This window comes from Puerhibacterium puerhi, from assembly GCF_009846865.1.
GTDB lineage: Bacteria > Actinomycetota > Actinomycetes > Actinomycetales > Cellulomonadaceae > Puerhibacterium > Puerhibacterium puerhi.
On sequence record NZ_WUWN01000022.1, the window covers coordinates 1 to 20,904 of the forward strand.

Genomic DNA, 20,904 nt, shown 5'->3' on the forward strand with positions numbered 1-20,904 from the left:
CGGCGCGCTGCGGTCCGCCGCCGCCGAGGCCGCCCGGGAGGCCGCCGCCGCGCTGCGCGGCTGACAGCCGGGGCGCCGGCCGGGGGAGACCCGGCCGGCGCCCCGCCGCGCGGCCGACGCCGACCGGCGTCGCCTGGCGCCGACCGCCGTCGTCTCAGCCGGGCCCCGCGCCGTGCGCGGTGATCCACCGGACGGCCAGCCCGTCCACGAGCTGGGCGCCGACCGTCCCGGGCAGGTCGAAGGTGTGCTGGCCGTGCGGCACGACGACGAGCTCGACGTCCGCGCCCCCGGCCCGCGCGGCGTCGACGAAGGCCCGCGCGCCCGCGGGCGGGACGATCCCGTCGTGGTCCGGGACCACGACGAGCGTGGGCGGCGCCTGCGCCGTGACGTGCGTGGCCGGCGTGATCGCGCGGTATCGCTCCGGGTGCTGCGCCGGGGTGCCGCCGGTGTAGGCGCGGGCCATCCACCGCGTCAGCGGCCCCAGCACCGGGTCGGGGTTGTCGTGGAAGCCGGCCGGGTCGGCGACGGGGGAGGTGACGACGACGGAGGCGGGCACCGGCAACCGCCCGCCGCAGGACGGCTCGAGCGTGCCCGCCGCCGCGCGGTAGGCCACGTCGAGCGCCAGGTTGCCCCCGGCCGACGCCCCCATCAGCGTCAGGCGGTCGGCGTCCCCGCCGTGGTCTCCCGCGTGCCGGCCCAGCCACGCCAGCGCGCACGCCACCTGCGGCTCGGTGGTGTCCCACCGGTGCGTGGTGGCGTCCGAGAGGCTGTAGTCGACGTGCGCCACCAGCCACCCGCGCCGGCGCAGCTGCTCCAGGTGCGCCAGGCCCACCGGTGCCAGCCGCGTGCTCGACACCCAGCCGCCGCCGTGCAGCCACACCGCGACCGGTGCGGGTCCGCCGGAGTGGTCGGCGCCGTCGTGCGGCTCCCACAGCGACAGCTCGACCGGGCGCCCGCCGTCGGTCGTGTACGCCACCGTGGCGTCCGGCGGGGGGGACCGGGTCCGGCCACCGGAACGGGTCGACGGCCACGCCGGCGGCGTCCGCGGCGCCCAGCAGGCGCTCGAGCACCAGGCCGCACCCGACGAGCCCCGCGGCGGCGACCGCCGCGACGACGCCGCGCAGCACCGTGCGCCGGGCCCACCAGCGCGCCGTCGCGCCGGCGAGCCCGGCGGCCGCCAGCACGCACAGCCAGCCGGCGTAGCCGGCGCCGTGCGCGGCCTGCGACACGAGCGGCAGGGTGGGCGCCACCGCGCCGAGGGCGACGACGCCCGGCACGCCGACGGCCAGGGCCGTCGCCGCAGCGGCGAGGGCCCGGGCACGGCGGCGGGCGGGGCGCGCGTGCCTGGTCGCCATGGGAGCTCCTCGTCGCGCCGGGCGCTGTCGCGGCAGTCGTGCTCGGGCGGGCCCGCGGCGCGGGTCCCGTCGAGCGCCACGGTAGGGCCGCGGGGCCGGCCGCGCGAGCGGCCCGCGCGGGCGCGACCCAGGGCCCGCGGGGCGCCGTTACGCGCCGGATGCCCGGAACGCACCGCCGCCGGGTACGACCGTGTCGCGCCACGCCGTCGATCACCGATTGCCCGCGCCGCAGGTCGTGGTTACTTTCGTCGGGAGCAGTACCCCCCATCGGCTCGACTGAGTAGGTGACTTGAGTGGCCCTTCCCCCTCTCACCCCGGAACAGCGTGCTGCGGCACTCGAGAAGGCCGCCGAGGCGCGCCGGGTGCGCGCGGAGATCAAGAACCGCCTGAAGTACTCCCAGGGCTCGCTCAAGGAGGTGATCGAGCAGGGCCAGACGGACGACGTGGTCGGCAAGCTCAAGGTCGTCTCGCTGCTGGAGTCGCTCCCCGGTGTCGGTAAGGTGAAGGCCCGGGCGATCATGGAGGAGATCGGGATCGCCGAGACCCGCCGCGTCCGTGGCCTCGGACCGCACCAGACCGCGGCGCTGATCGAGAGGTTTGGCTGACATTTCCGCGACACCCGCCGGCACCCCGGCCCCCCAGGACCTGCACGACCAGGAGCCCCGCTCCGCCCGCCTCACCGTCCTGGCCGGGCCGACCGCCGTCGGGAAGGGGACGGTGTCGGCGGACGTGCGCGCCCGCTACCCGCAGGTGTGGCTGTCGGTGTCGGCGACGACGCGGCCGCCGCGGCCCGGCGAGGTCGACGGCGTGCACTACCTCTTCGTGACGCCGGAGGAGTTCGACGCCATGGTCGCCGCCGGCGAGATGCTCGAGTGGGCGGTGGTGCACGGCCGCAACCGGTACGGCACCCCGCGCCGCCCCGTCGAGGAGCACCTCGCGGCCGGCGTGCCCACGCTCCTGGAGATCGACCTGCAGGGCGCCCGCCAGGTGCGCGAGACCATGCCCGAGGCGCGCTTCGTGTTCCTGGCGCCGCCGTCGTTCGACGAGCTGGTGCGCCGGCTCGTGGGGCGCGGCACGGAGGACGCGGAGGAGCGCGAGCGGCGGCTGGCGACCGCGCGCGTCGAGCTGGCGGCGGAGAGCGAGTTCGACGTCACGATCGTCAACGACGACGTGCGCCGGGCCACCGACGAGCTGGTCCGGGCGATGGGCATCGAGCCGACGCCGGCCGTGCCCGCCGCGCCCCCTGCGCCGGACGGTGCGCCGGACGGTGCCCCGGCCGTGCGCTGACGGCCGGGTAGACTGGCCAGTCGAATCCCATTCCTCCCACCACTGGAGCGTGAACCGTGGCCGGAACCGTCGCGCAGCCCATCGGCATCACCGACCCGCCGATCGACGAGCTGCTCGAGAAGACCGACTCGAAGTACGGCCTGGTGCTGTACGCCGCCAAGCGTGCCCGCCAGATCAACGCCTACTACTCCCAGCTCAACGAGGGCCTGCTCGAGAACGTGGGCCCGCTCGTCGAGGCCCGCTCGCAGGAGAAGCCCCTGTCGATCGCCATGCGCGAGATCAACGAGGGCCTGCTCACCTCGACCCCGACCGAGGACCCGGACGCCGCCAAGGACTCGAAGACCTCGCTCTGAGCGCACGCTCGAGCGACCGGTCCGGACCATCGGAGGACGACAGGCCCGCATGAGGATCCTCCTGGGCGTCAGCGGGGGCATCGCCGCGTACAAGGCGGTGCTCCTGCTGCGTCTGCTGCGCGAGGCGGGGCACGCCGTGCGCGTCATCCCCACCGCGGCGGCGCTGCGGTTCGTCGGCGCCCCCACGTGGGAGGCGCTGTCGGGCGAGCCCGTGAGCACCGAGGTGTTCGACGACGTCGAGCACGTCCAGCACGTTGCCCTCGGCAAGGGCGCCGACCTCGTGGTCGTCGCCCCGGCCACCGCCGACCTGCTGGCGCGCGCCGCGACCGGGCGCGCCGACGACCTGCTGACCTCCACCCTGCTCACCGCACGCTGCCCGGTCGTCATGGCCCCGGCCATGCACACGGAGATGTGGGACCACCCGGCCACCCGGGCGAACGTCGCGACCCTGCGGGCGCGCGGCGTGCACGTCATCGAGCCGGCCTCGGGCCGGCTCACCGGCAAGGACACCGGGCCCGGCCGGCTGCCGGAGCCCGAGGACATCGCCCGGGCGGCCCTCGCCGTCGTCGGAGCGCCGGACGCCGGCGGCGCGCCCGACGCGGTGCGGGACCTCGCCGGGCGCCGCGTCGTGGTGTCGGCGGGCGGCACCCGCGAGCCGATCGACCCGGTCCGGTTCATCGGCAACCGCTCCACCGGGCGCCAGGGCGTGGCCCTGGCCCAGGCGGCACGCGCCCGCGGCGCGCACGTCACGCTGGTGGCGGCCAACATCGCCGACCCGCCGGCAGGTGCGGCCGACGACGTCGTGGCGGTGGAGACGACTGCGCAGCTGCGGGACGCGGTCCGCACCGCCGCGGCGCAGGCCGACGTCGTGGTGATGGCCGCCGCGGTGGCCGACTTCCGGCCCGCCGCCGCGCCGGCGGCGAAGATCAAGAAGGTGCCCGGGCAGGGCCCGGCGCCGATCGAGCTCGTCGAGAACCCGGACGTCCTCGCGGAGCTGGCCGCCGACCGGCTGCGGCCCGGGCAGGTCGTGGTCGGCTTCGCGGCGGAGACGGGCGACGACCAGGGCGACGTGCTGCACCACGGCCGCGCCAAGGCCCGGCGCAAGGGCGCCGACCTGCTGGCCGTCAACGCCGTCGGCGGCGGCCTCGGCTTCGGCACGGCGGACAACGCCGTGACCCTGCTCGACGCGGCGGGGGAGACCGTCGCCGAGGCGGCGGGCAGCAAGCGCGACGTCGCGGACGCGATCTGGGACGCGGTCGCCAAGCTGTTTGCCTGACCGCCGCGCTCGCGCAGGTTCACCCCGACGCCGCCCGCCGGGACTCGGTCCGCCATGCGAGACTTTCTCGTGTTGTGAGACGCGCGTTGCCCGGGAGGGGGACGCGCGGCCCGTCGAGCCCTTAGGGTTGTGCGCCATGACCGATGCCCTGCGTCTGTTCACGTCCGAGTCCGTCACCGAGGGGCACCCGGACAAGGTCTGCGACCAGATCTCGGACGCGATCCTCGACTCCCTGCTCGAGCAGGACCCGCACTCGCGCGTGGCGGTGGAGACCATGGTCACCACCGGCCTCGTGCACGTCGCCGGCGAGGTGACCACCGACGCCTACGTCGAGATCCCGCAGATCGTGCGCGACGTCGTGCGCGGGATCGGGTACACCTCCTCGGCGATCGGTTTCGACGGCGACTCGTGCGGCGTGTCGGTCTCGATCGGCCAGCAGTCGCCCGACATCGCCCAGGGCGTGGACAAGTCGGCCGAGCAGCGCGACGACGCCTCCGACCTCGACCCGCTCGACGCCCAGGGCGCCGGCGACCAGGGCCTGATGTTCGGCTACGCCTGCGACGACACGCCGCAGCTCATGCCGCTGCCGATCTGGCTGTCGCACCGGCTCGCCGAGCGCCTCGCCCAGGTGCGCAAGACGGGGGAGGTCCCGGGCCTGCGTCCCGACGGCAAGACCCAGGTGACGATCGCCTACGACGGCGACCGGCCGGTGCGCGTCGACGCCGTCGTCGTCTCCACGCAGCACGACGGCGACGTGGCCCAGGACAAGCTGCACCAGGAGATCGCCGAGCGCGTCGTGGCGCCGGTGCTCGCCACCGTCGACCTGGAGTCCGCCGGCGCCCACCTCTACGTGAACCCGACGGGCAAGTTCGTCGTCGGCGGCCCGCAGGGCGACGCCGGCCTCACCGGCCGCAAGATCATCGTCGACACCTACGGCGGCATGTCCCGCCACGGCGGCGGCGCCTTCTCCGGCAAGGACCCCTCGAAGGTGGACCGCTCGGCGGCGTACGCGATGCGGTGGGTGGCCAAGAACGTCGTCGCGGCGGGCCTGGCGCGCCGCTGCGAGGTGCAGGTCGCCTACGCGATCGGGCGGGCCCACCCGGTCGGCCTGTACGTCGAGACGTTCGGCACCGAGACCGTCCCGGTGGAGCGGATCATCGGCGCGATCGACGCCGTGTTCGACCTGCGCCCGGCCGCGATCATCCGCGACCTCGACCTGCTGCGCCCCATCTACTCCAAGACCTCGGCGTACGGGCACTTCGGCCGCGAGCTGCCGGAGTTCACCTGGGAGCGCACGGACCGCGTCGACGCGCTGCGCGCCGCGGTCTGAGCCCGGGGCTCGAGCCGCAGGATCCCGGCGGGCCTGTGGGCGGGGCGTGGTGAGATGGTGGCCGTGAGCGACGTCGAGATCCCGGAGCAGCCGGCGCTGCTGGGGCTCGACGACGTCCCCGCCCCCGCCCGGGGGCGGGGCGGCCGCCGCCGGGTGCCGCTCGGCGCCCAGGAGATGGCCACCGAGCTGCCGGTCGCCCGCGTCGTGCTCGACCTGCAGCCCGCGCACCTGGACCACGAGTACGACTACCTCGTGCCCGCGTCGATGGCGCGGGACGCCGTCCCGGGCGCACGCGTGCGGGCGCGGTTCGGCCCCCAGGAGGTCGACGGCTACGTGGTCGCGCGCCTCGAGTCCTCGGACCACCCGGGCCGGCTGGTGCCGCTGCGCCGCGTCGTGTCGGGCGACCCGGTGCTCGCGCCGCAGGTGCTGCGGCTGGCCCGGGCGGTGGCGGACCGGTGGGCCGGCACGCTGTCCGACGTGCTGCGCCTGGCGGTGCCGCCGCGCCACGCGCGCGTCGAGAAGGAGGTCCTCGCGCGGGTCGCCGGCGGTGCGACCGACGCCGAGGCTGACGCAGAGGCCGACGCCGAGGCTGACGCAGGGACCGACGCAGGGACGGACGTGGACGACGGCGCCGCGGCCGAGGGCGGCACCGAGGCCGCCGGCACCGAGACGGGCGACACGCCCGGCGCGCCGGTGCGCCCGCCGGGACCGCGCGTCCTGCCGGCCGCCTGGGCGCACCTGTGGTCCCCGTACCACGGCGGCGAGGCGTTCCTGGGCCACGTGGCGGCCGGCGGCGCGCCGAAGGCCGTCTGGACCCCGCTCCCGGGCCTGGCCCCCGCCCCGTCGGACGACGAGCCCCCGCGGCTGCCGCACTGGGCCGCCGCCGTCGCGGTGGCCGTGCGCAGCGCCGTGGCCGCGGGCCGCGGTGCGCTCGTCGTCGTCCCGGACGCCCGGGACGCCGAGCGGGCGTGCGCCGCGCTGGACGCGGCCGGGGTGCGCGACCACGTGCGGCTGCTCGCCGACGACGGTCCCGCACCGCGGTACCGGGCCTTCCTCGCGGCGCGGCACGGGCTCGCGCGCGTCGTCGTGGGCACGCGGGCGGCGGCGTTCGCGCCCGTGACGGACCTCGGCCTGGTCGTGCTGTGGGACGACGGCGAGGACACCCACGCCGAGCCGCACGCGCCCTACCCGCACGCGCGCGACGTTCTGGCCCTGCGCAGCGACCTGGAGACCGCGGCGCTCCTGCTCGGCTCGCCGGGCCGCACGGTCGAGGCGCAGGCGCTGCTGGCCTCCGGGTGGGCGCGGGAGGTCGCCGCGCCCCGCGACGTCGTGCGCGCGCGGGCCCCGCGGGTGCGGGCGCTGACGTCGGTCGAGCTCGCGGCCGAGGGCGCGGGCGCCGCCGCCCGCGTGCCGACGGCCGCCTGGCGGGCCGCGCGCGACGCGCTGACCCGTGGGCCGGTGCTCGTGCAGGTCCCCCGCACGGGCTACCTGCCGGTGGTGGCCTGCTCGCGGTGCCGCACCCCGGCGCGGTGCGCCGCGTGCCACGGTCCGCTCGCGCTCGGCGGCGCCGCGTCGACGCCGCAGTGCCGCTGGTGCGGCCGCCTGGCCGGCGGGTGGCGGTGCGACGAGTGCGGCAACGGCAGCATGCGCGCCGTGCGCGTGGGCACGGAGCGCACGGCGGAGGAGCTCGGGCGCGCGTTCCCCGGGGTGCCGGTGCGCGTGTCCGCCTCGACGGCGCCGGGCGGCGTGCTGGGCGCGGTGCCTGGCACGCCCGCGGTGGTCGTCGCGACCCCCGGCGCCGAGCCGGTCGCCGAGGGCGGGTACGCCGCAGCGCTCCTGCTCGACGCCGCCGTCGCCACCGCCGGGGTGGGCCTGGCGAGCGCGACGCGCGCGCTGCACCGCTGGCTCGCGGCCGCCCACCTCGTCCGCCCGGCCGGTGCCGGGGGCCAGGTCCTGCTCGTCGGCGACGGCGCGCCCGGCCCGACCGGCGCGCTCGTGCGGTTCGACCCCGGCGGCTTCGCCGACCGCGAGCTGGCCGAGCGCGTGGAGCTCGACCTGCCCCCGGCGGTGCGCGTCGCCGCCGTGACCGGCGACCGCGCCGGCGTGCTGGCGGTCGTCGACCGCGTCGGGCTCGCCGGGCCGCAGTCCGTCCTGGGGCCCGTGGAGACCGAGCCCGACCCGCGGGACGTCGTCGGGGACGGCAGCCTGTTCGACGCCGCCCCCGTCCGCGTCGTCGTGCGCGTGCCCGCGCGCGACGGCCTCGCCCTCGCCCAGCAGCTGCGCGCCTCGCTCGCCGTCCGCTCCGCCCGGCGCGAGCCCGGCAGCGTGCGCGTGCAGCTCGACCCCCCGGAGATGCTGTGACCGACCAGGACGCCGGCCGCGACCACCCGCGCCCCGCCATCGACACCGTCGTGTACGACTTCGGCAACGTGCTGGTCCGCTGGGACCCGCGGGGCGCCTACGCCGACCACGACCCGGCTGCCGTCGACGCGTTCTTCGCCGACTTCGACTTCGCGACCTTCAACCACGCCCAGGACGCCGGGCGGCCCTACGCCCAGGGTCGCGCCGCGGTGGCGGCCACCGCGCCGCACCACGTGCCGATGCTCGACGCCTACCTCGAGAACTACGCCGGCACGCTCGGCGGCCCCGTGCCCGGGTCGGCCGAGCTGGTCGCCGAGCTCAAGGAGCGGGGCCTGCGGCTCTACGGGCTGACGAACTGGTGGGCGGAGACCTTCCACCACGCGGCGCAGGCGGCCCCGGCGATCGACCTCATGGACGGGGTGGTCGTGTCCGGCCGGGTGTGCCTGGCCAAGCCCGACCCGGCGATCTTCCGCCACCTCGCCGAGACCTTCGACGTCGAGCCCGCGCGGGCCGTGTTCGTCGACGACACGGCGGTCAACGTCGAGGCGGCCGCGTCGGTCGGCTTCCACGCGCTGCGCTTCACGACGACGGAGCGGCTGCGCGCAGACCTGCGGGCGCTCGGCGTGCCGGTGCGGCCGGACGGGGACGCGGGTGCGTCGCCGGACGCGCCCGACGGGGACGGGCGCCCTCGGCGCCCTCAGTAGGTGGGCGCGGCCGGCAGGCCGAAGTACTCCTCGAGGCTGCGCGCGCCGGAGGCGGCGACGTCGGCGGCCGTGGCGGCGCCGACGTAGCGCAGGTGCCACGGCTCGGCCGTGTACCCGGTGACGTCCTCCTGGCCGTCCTGGTAGCGCACCACGAAGCCGTAGTCGGGCGCGTGCTCGGCCAGCCACGCCGCCTGGGGCGTGTCGCCGAAGCAGCCGAACGCCTGGCACGTGCCGTCGGCCGGCAGCACGTCCAGGGCCAGGCCGGTCTGGTGCTCGGAGTAGCCCGGGCGCGCCGACTGCACGTCGGCCTCGGCCGACCCCAGCACGTCCTCCCAGTGGGCGTACGTGGCGACCTGGGTCTCGTACGACCGGAACCCGCTGCGCGGCAGCATCGGCACCCCGGCGCGCTCGGCGTCGGCCAGCAGCCGGTCGGCGGCCGCCGCGGCGTCCTCGCGCAGCTCGACGTCGGTGCCCGCGACGGCGCCCAGGTGGTGCGGGGCGTAGTCGAGCGGCTCGAGCGGGCGCTGCTTGTTCACGACGACGAGGGTCCCGGCCGCCGTGACGGCCGGCTCCGGGGCCCGGGGCGGGGGAGCGACGAGCGAGCCGGCCCGGCTCGGGTCCGGGATCGCGACCGGCCGGCGCGGGGTCCCCAGCGCGACCGCCCGGTGCTCTGGGCCGGCGGCGGTGACGGTCTGCGCGACGGCCGGCTCGGCGCTGACGGTTCGCGCGACGGCCGTGGCGGGCAGGGCCGTGGCGGGGACGAGGGCGGCGGCCAGGAGCAGCACGACGGCGCGGCGGCGGGCACGGGGCTGCGGGAGAGCGGCTCCGCGTCGGGCGAGGTGTCGGGCTCGGGTCGGCACGGTCGGTCCTGGGTCTCGGCGTACGGGCTGGACGGTCGGGGGCGGTGACAGCGGCGCGTGGTGCGCCCCGGCCTGCGGCACGGCCCGCGGCGGCGACGCCGTGAAGCACGTGCCGGAGGTGACCGTACCCGCCCCGCGCCCCGGTGGCCACAGCGGCGGAGCACCCGGGCGCGGGCACGGCCGGGCCGCCGCCCCGCGGTCCGTAGAATCGGCGGGTGCGCCTCCTCTTCGCCGGAACCCCGCAGGTCGCCGTCCCGTCGCTGGAGGCGCTGATCGCCTCGCGGCACGAGGTGGTCGCCGTGCTCACCCGCGCCGACGCCCCCGCCGGGCGCGGCCGACGGCTCGTGCCGAGCCCGGTGCGGGTCGCCGCCGAGGAGGCGGGCATCCCCGTCATCACGGACCCGCCGCGCGGCGAGGAGTTCCTCGCCCGCCTGCGCGAGCTCGCCGTCGACGCGGCGCCCGTGGTCGCCTACGGGCACCTGCTGCGCCCCGACGTGCTCGCCGTGCCGCGGCACGGCTGGGTCAACCTGCACTTCTCCGTGCTGCCCGCCTGGCGCGGCGCCGCGCCCGTGCAGCGCGCCGTCATCGCCGGCGACGAGGTCACCGGTGCCACCACCTTCCTGCTGGACGAGGGCATGGACACCGGCCCGGTGCTCGGCACGCTCACCGAGACGGTCCGGCCCCGCGACACGGCCGGCGACCTGCTCGACCGCCTGTCCCGGGCGGGCGCCGGCCTGCTCGTGGCCAGCCTGGACGCGCTGGAGGAGGGCAGCGCGCAGCCGCAGCCGCAGCCCGCCGACGGGGTCTCGATCGCCCCCAAGCTCACCCCGGCCGACGCCTTCGTCGACTTCCGCGTCCCGGCCCTCGCGGTGGACCGGCTGGTGCGCGGGTGCACGCCCGCCCCCGGCGCCTGGACCACCCTGCCGGCCGGCGACGGCCAGGCCACCCGGCTCGGCCTCGGCCCGGTCGTCCCGCGCCCGGACGTGACCGACCTGTCGCCGGGGGAGCTGCGCGCGGGCAAGAAGGAGGTGCTCGTGGGCACCGCCACCCACGCCGTCCAGCTCGGGGACGTGCAGCCGGTCGGCAAGCGGCCCATGGCGGCCGCCGACTGGGCGCGCGGCGCCCGGCCCGCCGAGGGCACCGTGCTGGGGGCCGCGCGATGAGCCCGCGCGACGAGGCGCGCGGGCGCGGGAGCGAGCCCGGCCGCAGCGGTGGCCGGGGAGGCGACGAGCGGCGGGACGCCCGCGGCCGGCAGCGCGGTGCCGCGCGCGCCCGCGGCGAGCGCAGCCGCACGTCGCAGGCCCCGTCCCAGCGACGCCGGGGCACCGACCCGGCCCGCACCGCCGCGTTCGACGTGCTGCGCGAGGTGGACGGCTCGGACGCCTACGCCAACCTCGTGCTGCCCCCGCTGCTGCGCGAGCGGCGCATCGCCGGCCGCGACGCCGCGTTCGCCACCGAGCTGGCCTACGGCACCCTGCGCCTGCGCGGCCGGTACGACGCCGTGCTGGCCCGCTGCGTCGACCGTCCGCTGGAGCGGCTCGACGCGCCCCTGCTGGACGTGCTGCGCCTGGGCGCCCACCAGCTGCTCGGCATGCGGGTGCCGCAGCACGCCGCGGTGTCCGAGACGGTCGGCCTGGCGCGCGACCGCGTCGGCGCGGGGCCGGCCCAGATGGTCAACGCGGTGCTGCGCCGCGTGGCCGGCACCGACCTCGACGGCTGGCTCGAGCGGCTGCGCGCGGAGGCGCCCGACGCCGTCGCGGCCAGCGCCGCGGTCGGCTCGCACCCCGCGTGGATCGTCCGCGCCCTGCGCGAGGCCCTCGCCGGCAACGGGCGCGACCCGGGCGAGACAGACGCCCTCCTCGAGGCCGACAACGCCGCGCCCCGCGTCACGCTGGTGGCCCGGCCCGGGCTCGTCGCGCCCGACGAGCTGACCGACGGGGCACCCGAGGGCGTCCGGGTGGCGCCGGGACGGTGGTCCCCGACCGCGTCCGTGCTCGAGTCGGGTGACCCCGTCGCGGTGCCGGCGGTGGCCGACGGCCGCGCCGGCGTCCAGGACGAGGGCTCCCAGCTCGTGGCCCTGGCGCTGGCGGCGGCCCCGCTGGACGGCCCGGACGCCCGCTGGCTGGACCTGTGCGCGGGGCCCGGCGGCAAGGCTGCCCTGCTGGCCGCCCTGGCCGCGCAGCGCGGCGCGCGCCTCGTGGCGAACGAGGTGGCGCCGCACCGCGCACGCCTGGTGCGCCAGGCGCTGCGCGCCGTGCCCGACGGCGTGGTGGAGGACGTGCGCACCGGCGACGGCCGCGAGCTCGGGGGCCTCGAGCCCGGCGGGTTCGACCGCGTCATGGTCGACGCCCCGTGCACCGGGCTGGGCGCCCTGCGGCGGCGCCCGGAGTCGCGCTGGCGCCGCACGCCCGCCGACCTGGCGCACCTGACCACGCTGCAGCGCGAGCTGCTCGCCTCGGCCCTGGACGCGGTCCGCGTCGGCGGCGTCGTGGCCTACGTCACGTGCTCGCCGCACCTCGCCGAGACGCGGCTGGTGGTCGACGACGTCCTGCGCCGGCGCGACGACGTCGAGCGCCTGGACGCCCCCGCCGCGCTCGGGGCGGCCACGGGCCGCGACGTGCCGCTGGCCGACCGCACGGACGTCCAGCTGTGGCCGCACGTGCACGGCACCGACGCGATGCACCTGACGCTGCTGCGCCGCACGCGCTGAGCCCGCGGGCGGTGCGCGGAGGGCGCGGGCGGGGCGCGCGCACGCCCTACCCTGGGGCCATGCCCGCTCGCATCGCCCCCAGCATCCTGTCCGCCGACTTCGTGAACCTCGAGCGCGACCTGGCCGCCATCGCCTCGGCGGACCTGGCGCACGTGGACGTCATGGACAACCACTTCGTGCCCAACCTCACGCTGGGGCTGCCGATCTTCGAGCGCATCGCGCAGGTCTCGCCGGTGCCGATCGACGCCCACCTCATGATCGAGGACCCCGACCGGTGGGCGCCGGCGTTCGCCGAGGCCGGCGCCGCGTCGGTCACCTTCCACGCCGAGGCCGCCACGGCGCCGGTCCGCCTGGCCCGCGAGCTGCGCGGCCGCGGCGTGCGCGCCGGGCTCGCCCTGCGGCCGGCCACGCCCGTGGAGCCGTACCTCGACCTGCTGCCCGAGTTCGACATGATCCTCGTGATGACGGTGGAGCCCGGCTTCGGCGGCCAGTCGTTCATCGAGGGGACGCTGCCCAAGATCCGTCGCACCCGCGAGGCCGTCGGCGCGTCCGGGCAGGACGTGTGGATCCAGGTCGACGGCGGCGTCTCGCGCGCCACGATCGAGCGGGCCGCCGACGCCGGCGCCGACGTCTTCGTGGCCGGCTCGGCCGTCTACGGCGCCGAGAACATCCCCGAGGAGATCGCCGCGCTGCGCGAGCTCGCCGCCGCGCACGTCCACTGAGCCGTGCCACCGGGTCGGCGGGCGCGAACGGCCCGCCGACCCGGTGGTTTGCCCTCGCCGGGGTGGGCGGGGCAGGATCGCCGGAGCACGAAGCATGCTCCGGGGGCGGTGAGATTCCGCACCGGCGGTGACAGCCCGCGACCCGCAGACCCGCAAGGGCGAGCGGTTGACCTGGTGGAACTCCAGGGCCGACGGTGAAAGTCCGGATGGGAGGAAGCATGTGCGGTGCGCGCACCCGCGCGCACCGTGACGTCGTCGTGCGCCCGCACCCGCGGCCCTGAGCGGCCGCGCGCCGCGGGCGCGTGCCGTCGCCGTACCCCCGGAGCACCGACGCTCCGGGAGGATCTCGCGTGACCGGCACCCCGCCGACATCCCCGTCGACGTCTCTACCGACGTGCCCGCCGACGTCCCTGGACGTCCCCGCGGCGATGGACCGCGCCCTCGAGCTCGCGCGCCGCGGGCCCGCCCACGGCCCCAACCCCCGGGTCGGGTGCGTGCTGCTCGCCGGCGGCGTGCCCGACGGGTCGCCCGCCCGCGTCCTCGGCGAGGGCTGGCACCGCGGGGCGGGCACCGCGCACGCGGAGGTCGCCGCCCTGGCGGACGCCGCCGCGCGTGGCCACGACGTCCGCGGCGCGACGGCCGTCGTCACGCTCGAGCCGTGCGCGCACACCGGCCGCACGGGCCCGTGCGCGCACGCGCTCGCCGACGCGGGCGTGGCCCACGTGGTGCACGCCGTGGAGGACCCCAACCCCGCCGCGGCCGGCGGCGCGGCCGCCCTGCGGGCCCGCGGCGTGCGGGTGACCTCGGGCGTCCGCGCCGCCGAGGCCGCCGAGCTGCTGCGCGTGTGGGCCACAGCCGCGGCGCGCGGGACGCCGTACGTCACCCTCAAGACGGCCACCAGCCTCGACGGTCGGGTGGCCGCGCGCGACGGCACGAGCCGGTGGGTCACCGGCCCGCAGGCCCGCGCGCACGCCCACGCGGTGCGCGCAGCCGTCGACGCGGTCGCCGTGACGACCGGGACCGTCCTCGCCGACGACCCGGCCCTCACCGCGCGCCGCCCCGACGGCTCGCTCGTCGACCACCAGCCGCTGCGCGTCGTCGTCGGGCGCCGCGACGTGCCCGCCGCCGCCCGCCTGCGCGGCGCCGGCGGCCCGCTGCTGCACGTGCGCAGCCACGCCGTCGCCGACCTCCTCGCCGCCGTCGCCGCGCGCGAGGTGCGCCACCTGCTCGTCGAGGGCGGCCCTGCCCTGGCCACGGCGCTGCTCGCCGCGGACGCCGTCGACGAGCTGCACGCCTACCTCGCGCCCGTCGTCCTCGGCGCCGGCCCCGCCGCCGTCGGCGACCTCGGCGTGAGCACCCTCGCCGCCGCGCCGCGGCTGCGCACCGCGCGCGTCGAGCGGCTCGGCGACGACGTCCTGCTCGTCGCCCGCCGCGAGCCCGCCCCGGCCGTCGCTCCGGCCGCCGCCACCGCCCCCATCGAAGGAGACAGCTGAATGTTCACCGGCATCGTCGAGGAGACCGGCCGCGTCCGGTCCCTCACCCACCCGGACGCCACGGCGGTCGACGCCGTCCTGGTCGTCGAGGCCGACGTCGCGACCCGCGACGCGCACCCCGGCGACTCGATCGCCGTCGCCGGCGTGTGCCTGACCGTCACCGGCCTCGACGAGCGCGGGGCCTTCGCGGTCGACGTGATGCCCGAGACCCTGCGCCGCACCGGCCTCGGCCGGCTCCGGCCGGGCGACGCCGTCAACCTCGAGCGTGCGCTGCCCGTCGGCGGGCGCCTGGGCGGGCACGTCGTGCAGGGTCACGTCGACGGCACCGCCACGCTGCTGGCCCGCAGCCCGGGGCCGCGGTGGGACGAGCTGACGTTCGCCCTGCCCGCGCCGCTCGCGCCGTACGTGGCCACGAAGGGCTCCGTCGCGCTCGACGGCGTCTCCCTCACCGTGGCGGAGGCCGGCGCCGACACCTTCACCGTCTGCCTGGTGCCCACCACGCTCGCGCGCACCACCCTCGGCGCGCTGCGGCCCGGCGACGTCGTCAACGTCGAGGTCGACGTGCTGGCCAAGTACGTCGAGCGGCTGCTCGCCCACGGGGCGGCAGCGGGCCGGGCGGGCACCGTGGCGGACGTGCCGGCGGACGGCGTCCTGCCCGCCGCGCCGGAGGAGGCCCGGTGAGCGCGGTCGCGGCGGCCCTGGCCGCCCTTGCCGCGGGGCGCCCCGTGCTCGTGGCCGACGACGCGGCGCGCGAGGACGAGGTGGACGTCGTGCTGGCGGCGCGGGACGCCGACGCGGCGACCGTCGCCTGGGTGGTGCGGCACAGCTCGGGCTACCTGTGCGCCCCGATGCCGGCCGCGCGCGCCGACGCGCTCGACCTGCCGCTGATGGTCGCGCGCAACGAGGACTCGCTCCGCACCGCCTACACGGTCTCCGTGGACGCGGCCTCGGGCGTGGGCACCGGGATCAGCGCCGCCGACCGGGCCCGGACGCTGCGGGTGCTCGCCGACCCGGACGCGGCGCCGGGCGACCTGGTGCGCCCGGGGCACGTGCTGCCCCTGCGCGCCCGGCCCGGCGGCGTCCTGGAGCGGCCCGGGCACACCGAGGCGGCGGTCGACCTCGTGCGGCTCGCCGGGCGCGGCGAGGTCGGCCTCATCGCCGAGCTCGTGCACGACGACGGCCGGATGGTGCGCCGGGACGACGCCCGCCGTCTCGCGGAGGCCGAGGGCCTCGTGCTGCTGACCGTCGCCGAGCTGGTCGCCTGGCGCCGGGAGCACGACCCCGCCGGTGCGCCGAGCGCCCTCGCGGAGCCTGGCGAGGCGGACGAGCAGCCGGACGAGCGCGTCGCGGCCGTGGCCGAGGCGGCCCTGCCCACCCGGCACGGCGCCTTCCGGCTGCACGCGTTCCGCGACCGGCGCACCGGGGCCGAGCACGTGGCGCTGGTGGCCGCGCCGCCGGACGGCCCGGGCTCCCGGGGGCCCGGCGCAGCGCCGCTGGTGCGCGTGCACTCCGAGTGCCTCACCGGGGACGCGCTGGGGTCGCTGCGCTGCGACTGCGGGCCCCAGCTGGAGGCCGCCCTCGCGCGCGTGGCGGCCCACGGCGGCGCCGTCGTGTACCTCGGCGGCCACGAGGGCCGGGGCATCGGCCTGGCCGCCAAGGTCGCCGCCTACGCGCTGCAGGACGCCGGCATGGACACCGTCGCGGCGAACGTCCACCTGGGCCTGCCGGTCGACGCCCGGGAGTACGGCGCCGCGGCGGCGATCCTGCGGGCGCTCGGGCTCGGGCGCGTCACCCTGCTGACCAACAACCCGCAGAAGGTGGCGGGCCTGCGGCGGGCGGGCGTCGACGTCGCGGCCACCGCGCCGCTCGAGGTGGGCCACGGCGCGCACAACCACCGGTACCTGCTGACCAAGAAGACCGCGATGGGCCACCGGCTGGCCCTCGCCGCGCCGGCCGACGCACGGCCGGCGCCGACCCTGGAGGAGGAGAGCGCATGAGCGGTGCGGGAGCGCCGACGATGTCGGTGGACGGGACGGGCCTGCGGGTCGTGGTCGTGGCCGCCAGCTGGCACGAGCGCGTCATGGACGGGCTGCTGGACGGCGCGCGGCGGGCGCTGCGCGCCGCCGGGGTGGGGGAGTGGCAGGAGGTGCGGGTGCCGGGCTCGTTCGAGCTGCCGGTCGCCGCGGCGCGCGCCGCCGCGGCGGGGGCGGACGCCGTCGTCGCGCTCGGCGTCGTGGTGCGGGGCGGCACCCCGCACTTCGACTACGTGTGCTCGGCGGCCACGTCGGGGCTGACGGAGGTGAGCGTGCGCACCGGCGTGCCCGTCGGGTTCGGTGTGCTCACCTGCGACGACGAGCAGCAGGCCCTCGAGCGCGCGGGCCTGGCCGGCTCGAGCGAGGACAAGGGCCACGAGGCGGCCCAGGCGGCGGTCGCGACGGCGGTCGCGCTCCGCGCCCTCGGCTGACACTCCCGGTTGTCAGTACCGGCGCACGCCCGAGCCTGCGCTGGTACTGACAACCGTAGGAGACGAGATTAATAGTGTGCCAAGCGTCCTCTCACCGCTGTGACCTCCGTCCCGAGCACCGAACCCCAGCCCGGAGGGGAGGGGCGGCCCCACTAGGCTGACCCCGTGAAGACCTTCGACTCCCTGTTCGCCGAGCTCGCCGAGAAGTCCGTCACGCGCCCCGCCGGCTCCGGCACGGTCGCGGAGCTGGACGCCGGCGTCCATGCGATCGGGAAGAAGATCGTCGAGGAGGCGGCCGAGGTCTGGATGGCGGCCGAGCACGAGGGCGACGAGCGCACCGCGGAGGAGATCTCCCAGCTGCTCTACCACCTGCAGGTGCTCATGGTGGCCAAGGGGCTCACGCTCGAGGACGTCTACACCCACCTGTGAGCGGCGCGAACGCCGCACGCCCGCCGACCGCCTGACCACCCCAGCGAGGTTTCCCTGATGCTCCGCATCGCCGTGCCCAACAAGGGCTCCCTGTCCGAGCCGGCCGTCGCCATGCTGCGCGAGGCCGGCTACAAGCAGCGCCGGGACTCGCGCGAGCTCGTGCTCGCCGACCCGGACAACGACGTCGAGTTCTTCTTCCTGCGGCCGCGCGACGTCGCCGTCTACGTCGGCTCCGGCACCGTGGACGCCGGCATCACCGGCCGCGACCTGCTGCTCGACTCCGGTGCCGCCGCGATCGAGCACCTGCCCCTCGGCTTCGCCCGCTCGACGTTCCGCTTCGCCGCGCCGGCCGGCACCATGTCCGACGTCGCCGCGATCGCCGGGCGCCGCGTGGCGTCGTCGTACACCACGCTCGTGCGCGACCACCTCGCCTCGCGCGGCGTGGAGCCTGCCGCCGTCGTGCACCTGGACGGCGCCGTCGAGAGCTCCGTGCAGCTCGGCGTCGCGGACGTGATCGCCGACGTCGTGGAGACCGGCACCACGCTGCGCGCCGCTGGCCTCGAGGTCTTCGGCGAGCCGATCCTGCGCTCCGAGGCCGTGCTGATCCGCCGCGCCGACGCGCCGGAGCCCGCCGGGCTGAGCGTGCTCACCCGCCGCCTGCAGGGCGTCATCACGGCGCGCGAGTACGTCCTGATGGACTTCGACGTGCGCAACGACCACGTCGACGCGGCGGTGGCCATCACCCCGGGCTTCGAGTCCCCGACGATCTCGCCGCTGCACGACCGCGACTGGTCGGCGGTGCGCGTCCTGGTGCCGCGCAAGGACATGAACCGGATCATGGACGCGCTGTACGAGGTGGGCGCCCGCGGCATCCTCGTCACGTCGATCCTGGCCAGCCGGCTCTGACCGCGCGCCGCGTCCCCGTGACGGCCCGCGGCGCTGTCGAGCAGGTCGCCCACGTGGCAGCGTGACGAGCATGACGCACGACGCGCGCTACCGGACGTTCCGTCCGCGCTGGGGCCAGGTCGCGGCCTGGGCCGTCGGCGTCATCTCGGTCGGCGGGACCGTCCTGGTGGCGTTCACGTCGCGCGGGCCGCTGGGCCAGGCCGCGGGCAACCGCCTGTCGTTCGCCCTGTTCGCCCTCTGCGCGGCGCTGCTGCTGTGGCGTGTGGGCGGCGTGCACGCGCGGCCGAGCCCGCAGGGGCTGGTGGTGCGCAACATCGTGCGCACGCGGCGGCTGGAGTGGGCCGAGATCCTGGCCGTACGGTTCGGCGTCAACGACCCGTGGGTGCGGCTCGACCTCGCCGACGGCGACACCATCGCCCTCATAGGCATCCAGCGCGCCGACGGCGAGCACGCCATGGCGGAGGCGCGGCGCCTGGTCGCGCTGGTCCAGGAGCACGGCGAGGCGTCCGAGCCGGGCGAGCGACAACCCTGACGGTGCGTGCCGGCCACGCCGCGGGCCCGCCCCGACGGCAGCGGGCCCCGACCCTCGAAGGGTCGGGGCCCGCGGTCGTCACCGGGTCCGGCGCGTCAGGCTCTCGCGATCAGAAGTCGCGGTGCTGGCGCGGGCCGCGCTCCGTGCGCGGCGCGCGGTGGTCGCGGCCGCCGTCCCGGAAGCCCTCGCGGAAGCCATCGCGGCGCGGGCCGCGGTGCTCGGGGGCGCCGCGGTCGACCGTGATGCGCAGGGACTTGCCGGCCACCCGCGCGCGACCGAGGCGGTCGAGCTGGGCCTCGCTCAGCGGCGCGGTGATGTCGACCAGGGAGAACGACCCGAAGATGTCGATCTTGCCGACGTCCGAACCGGCCAGGCCGCCCTCGTTGGTCAGCGCCCCGACGATGCCGCCGGGGTTGACGCCGTGCGTGTGCCCCACGGCGACGCGGTAGCGCGTCCCCGCGGCGGGGCGGCGGATGCCGCGCGGGCGGTCGTCGTCGGCACGGGACGGGCCGCGGCGGTCGCCGCGGTCGAACCGGTCGCGGGCGCCGCGCCCGTCGCTCGCCTCGTGCCGGCGGGTCTCGCGGGCGGTGCGAGCCGCACGGGCCTCGCGCTGCTCCCGCTCGTACTCCTCCTGCTCGGCACGCTGGCGCGGGCCGTCGTCGCCGACCGCGAGAGCCAGGAGCGTGGCCGCGAGGTCGACGGGGTCGGCGCCCTCGGCCGCCCGGGCGCGCACCAGCTCGGTGTACAGGTCGAGGCGGCCCGCCGCGAGGCGCTCGGGCACGGCGTCCAGCAGGCGGCCGGCCTTGTGCGCGGACACGTCGCGGGGGGAGGGGACCGCGACCTCCTCGAGGGAGGTCTTGATCGTCGCCTCGATGTGCTTGAGCTTGCCGCGCTCGTGCGGGGTCACGAAGGACACGGCCCGGCCGGTGCGGCCCGCGCGGCCGGTGCGCCCGATGCGGTGGACGTAGGCCTCCGGCTCGCGGGGGATGTCGAAGTTGACGACCAGCCCGATGCGGTCGACGTCGAGGCCGCGTGCGGCGACGTCGGTGGCCACGAGCACGTCCAGGGCGCCCGAGCGCAGGCGCTCGACGATCTTCTCGCGCTCCTTCTGGGCGACGTCGCCGGAGATGGTCGCCGCGGAGATGCCGCGCTCGATCAGGGCGGCGCCCACCTCCTCGGCGGCCGAGCGGGTGCGGGTGAACACGATGGCCGCGTCGGCGTCGGAGGTGGCCAGCACGCGCACCAGGGCGCCGGTCTTGTGGCGGAACGGCACGATCGCGTACGTCTGGTGCACCGAGGCGACGGTGGAGGACTGGCGCGCGACGGCGATGGCGACCGGGTCGTGCAGGTGGTTCTCGGCCACGGCGCGGATGGCCGGCGGCATCGTCGCGGAGAACAGGGCGACCTGGCGGCGGGCGGGCGCCTTGCCGAAGATCTGGTCGACGTCCTCGGCGAAGCCCATCCGCAGCATCTCGTCGGCCTCGTCCAGGACGAGGTAGCGCACGGAGTCGAGGGTCAGCGACCCCCGCTCCATGTGGTCCATGACGCGGCCGGGCGTGCCGACGACGACGTGCACGCCCTCGCGCAGCGCGCGCTGCTGCGGCACGTAGGGGGCGCCGCCGTACACCGGCAGCACGCGCACGCCGGGCAGGTGCGAGGCGAACGACTCGACGGCCTCGGCCACCTGCATGGCCAGCTCGCGGGTCGGGGTGAGCACGAGGGCCTGGACCTGGTGGAGGTCGGGGTCCACGGCGGCCAGCAGCGGCAGGGCGAACGCGGCGGTCTTGCCGGTGCCCGTCTGGGCGACGCCGGTGATGTCGCGGCCGGACAGCAGGGCGGGGATGGCCTGGGCCTGGATGGCCGAGGGGGTGGTGAAGCCGAGGTCGGCGACGGCGGCCGCGAGCGCCGGCGGCAGGCCGAGCTGGTCGAAGCCGGGCTGGGCGGGGGCGGTGTCCGCGGTGACGGCCTCGGGGGCCGCGGCGGAGGTCGTCTCGGTGTCGGCGGGCAGGGTCGTGGGCGCGCTGGGCATGGGTGGGTGCACCGTTCGGTCGTCAGTGGTGGGAGTCCGGCACGGCCGGCGGCAAGGGCCGCCGGGTGTGTCGCCAGATCCCGAGACACAGAC

General features: G+C 77.7%; 20 protein-coding genes and 1 riboswitch. Of the genes, 17 read left to right on the forward strand and 3 right to left on the reverse strand.

The genetic code is table 11. From position 1 onward, the window contains the following. Nucleotides 1-154: 154 nt before the first annotated feature. On the reverse strand, nucleotides 155-976 hold the full coding sequence (locus tag GSF02_RS12250) for an alpha/beta hydrolase (protein WP_159796739.1): 822 nt from the start codon (nucleotides 974-976) through the stop codon (nucleotides 155-157). Nucleotides 977-1,648: 672 nt separating this feature from the next. Between GSF02_RS12250 and mihF the strand changes: the two genes are divergently transcribed. The 7 genes from mihF to GSF02_RS12285 all read left to right on the forward strand — a co-directional run bounded on the left by mihF (nucleotide 1,649) and on the right by GSF02_RS12285 (nucleotide 8,666). Then, on the forward strand, nucleotides 1,649-1,960 hold the full coding sequence (gene mihF / locus GSF02_RS12255; protein ID WP_069984477.1) for an integration host factor, actinobacterial type: 312 nt from the start codon (nucleotides 1,649-1,651) through the stop codon (nucleotides 1,958-1,960). Between the two features lie 40 nt (nucleotides 1,961-2,000). After that, nucleotides 2,001-2,642, forward strand: a complete 642-nt coding sequence (gene gmk, locus GSF02_RS12260) for a guanylate kinase (protein WP_235915537.1) — start codon at nucleotides 2,001-2,003, stop codon at nucleotides 2,640-2,642. Nucleotides 2,643-2,698: 56 nt separating this feature from the next. Then, entirely contained in the window at nucleotides 2,699-2,995 is a 297-nt protein-coding gene (gene rpoZ / locus GSF02_RS12265; RefSeq protein WP_159796745.1) for a DNA-directed RNA polymerase subunit omega, read from the forward strand. Nucleotides 2,996-3,044: 49 nt separating this feature from the next. After that, nucleotides 3,045-4,271, forward strand: a complete 1,227-nt coding sequence (coaBC, locus tag GSF02_RS12270; RefSeq protein WP_159796748.1) for a bifunctional phosphopantothenoylcysteine decarboxylase/phosphopantothenate--cysteine ligase CoaBC — start codon at nucleotides 3,045-3,047, stop codon at nucleotides 4,269-4,271. Nucleotides 4,272-4,407: 136 nt separating this feature from the next. Next, on the forward strand, nucleotides 4,408-5,601 hold the full coding sequence (metK, locus tag GSF02_RS12275) for a methionine adenosyltransferase (protein ID WP_159796751.1): 1,194 nt from the start codon (nucleotides 4,408-4,410) through the stop codon (nucleotides 5,599-5,601). 54 nt (nucleotides 5,602-5,655) lie between these two features. Continuing rightward, nucleotides 5,656-7,962 carry a primosomal protein N' family DNA-binding protein gene (locus GSF02_RS12280; RefSeq protein ID WP_159796754.1) on the forward strand — a complete coding sequence of 769 codons (2,307 nt, stop codon included), beginning with the start codon at nucleotides 5,656-5,658 and terminating at the stop codon, nucleotides 7,960-7,962. After that, entirely contained in the window at nucleotides 7,959-8,666 is a 708-nt protein-coding gene (locus tag GSF02_RS12285) for an HAD family hydrolase (protein WP_159796757.1), read from the forward strand. Before GSF02_RS12280 ends, GSF02_RS12285 begins: the two co-directional genes overlap by 4 nt. Here GSF02_RS12285 and GSF02_RS18900 read toward each other — a convergent pair. Then, nucleotides 8,660-9,451, reverse strand: a complete 792-nt coding sequence (locus GSF02_RS18900; protein WP_235915530.1) for a M15 family metallopeptidase — start codon at nucleotides 9,449-9,451, stop codon at nucleotides 8,660-8,662. The two genes, GSF02_RS12285 and GSF02_RS18900, sit on opposite strands and share 7 nt — an antisense overlap. Before the next feature lie 290 nt (nucleotides 9,452-9,741). Here GSF02_RS18900 and fmt point away from each other — a divergent pair, with 290 nt between their 5' ends. The 10 genes from fmt (at nucleotide 9,742) to GSF02_RS12340 (ending at nucleotide 18,782) form a co-directional block, all read left to right on the forward strand. Beyond that, nucleotides 9,742-10,689 (forward strand): methionyl-tRNA formyltransferase, encoded by a 948-nt coding sequence (fmt, locus tag GSF02_RS12295; RefSeq protein WP_159796760.1) that lies wholly within the window; start codon nucleotides 9,742-9,744, stop codon nucleotides 10,687-10,689. Then, nucleotides 10,686-12,236 (forward strand): RsmB/NOP family class I SAM-dependent RNA methyltransferase, encoded by a 1,551-nt coding sequence (locus GSF02_RS12300; protein ID WP_159796763.1) that lies wholly within the window; start codon nucleotides 10,686-10,688, stop codon nucleotides 12,234-12,236. The genes fmt and GSF02_RS12300 overlap by 4 nt, the downstream gene beginning before the upstream one ends. Before the next feature lie 59 nt (nucleotides 12,237-12,295). After that, nucleotides 12,296-12,958, forward strand: a complete 663-nt coding sequence (rpe, locus tag GSF02_RS12305; RefSeq protein ID WP_159796766.1) for a ribulose-phosphate 3-epimerase — start codon at nucleotides 12,296-12,298, stop codon at nucleotides 12,956-12,958. Between the two features lie 91 nt (nucleotides 12,959-13,049). After that, a riboswitch (FMN riboswitch) is annotated at nucleotides 13,050-13,181 on the forward strand. Nucleotides 13,182-13,386: 205 nt separating this feature from the next. Continuing rightward, nucleotides 13,387-14,451: a bifunctional diaminohydroxyphosphoribosylaminopyrimidine deaminase/5-amino-6-(5-phosphoribosylamino)uracil reductase RibD gene (gene ribD / locus GSF02_RS12310; RefSeq protein ID WP_159796847.1), complete on the forward strand. Its 1,065-nt coding sequence runs from the start codon at nucleotides 13,387-13,389 to the stop codon at nucleotides 14,449-14,451. Next, nucleotides 14,452-15,132: a riboflavin synthase gene (locus tag GSF02_RS12315; protein WP_159796769.1), complete on the forward strand. Its 681-nt coding sequence runs from the start codon at nucleotides 14,452-14,454 to the stop codon at nucleotides 15,130-15,132. Continuing rightward, entirely contained in the window at nucleotides 15,129-16,448 is a 1,320-nt protein-coding gene (ribB, locus tag GSF02_RS12320) for a 3,4-dihydroxy-2-butanone-4-phosphate synthase (RefSeq protein WP_159796772.1), read from the forward strand. The genes GSF02_RS12315 and ribB overlap by 4 nt, the downstream gene beginning before the upstream one ends. Beyond that, on the forward strand, nucleotides 16,445-16,915 hold the full coding sequence (ribH, locus tag GSF02_RS12325; RefSeq protein ID WP_159796775.1) for a 6,7-dimethyl-8-ribityllumazine synthase: 471 nt from the start codon (nucleotides 16,445-16,447) through the stop codon (nucleotides 16,913-16,915). The genes ribB and ribH overlap by 4 nt, the downstream gene beginning before the upstream one ends. A gap of 165 nt (nucleotides 16,916-17,080) precedes the next feature. Further along, nucleotides 17,081-17,344, forward strand: coding sequence for a phosphoribosyl-ATP diphosphatase (locus GSF02_RS12330; RefSeq protein WP_069982556.1), 264 nt, complete (start codon nucleotides 17,081-17,083; stop codon nucleotides 17,342-17,344). A gap of 57 nt (nucleotides 17,345-17,401) precedes the next feature. After that, nucleotides 17,402-18,250: an ATP phosphoribosyltransferase gene (gene hisG, locus GSF02_RS12335; RefSeq protein WP_159796778.1), complete on the forward strand. Its 849-nt coding sequence runs from the start codon at nucleotides 17,402-17,404 to the stop codon at nucleotides 18,248-18,250. A 70-nt stretch (nucleotides 18,251-18,320) separates the two neighbouring features. Continuing rightward, nucleotides 18,321-18,782 carry a PH domain-containing protein gene (locus tag GSF02_RS12340; RefSeq protein WP_159796781.1) on the forward strand — a complete coding sequence of 154 codons (462 nt, stop codon included), beginning with the start codon at nucleotides 18,321-18,323 and terminating at the stop codon, nucleotides 18,780-18,782. A gap of 109 nt (nucleotides 18,783-18,891) precedes the next feature. Here GSF02_RS12340 and GSF02_RS12345 read toward each other — a convergent pair whose 3' ends face one another. After that, a complete protein-coding gene (locus GSF02_RS12345) occupies nucleotides 18,892-20,811 on the reverse strand; it encodes a DEAD/DEAH box helicase (RefSeq protein WP_159796784.1) in 1,920 nt (639 codons plus the stop codon). Nucleotides 20,812-20,904 lie beyond the last annotated feature (93 nt).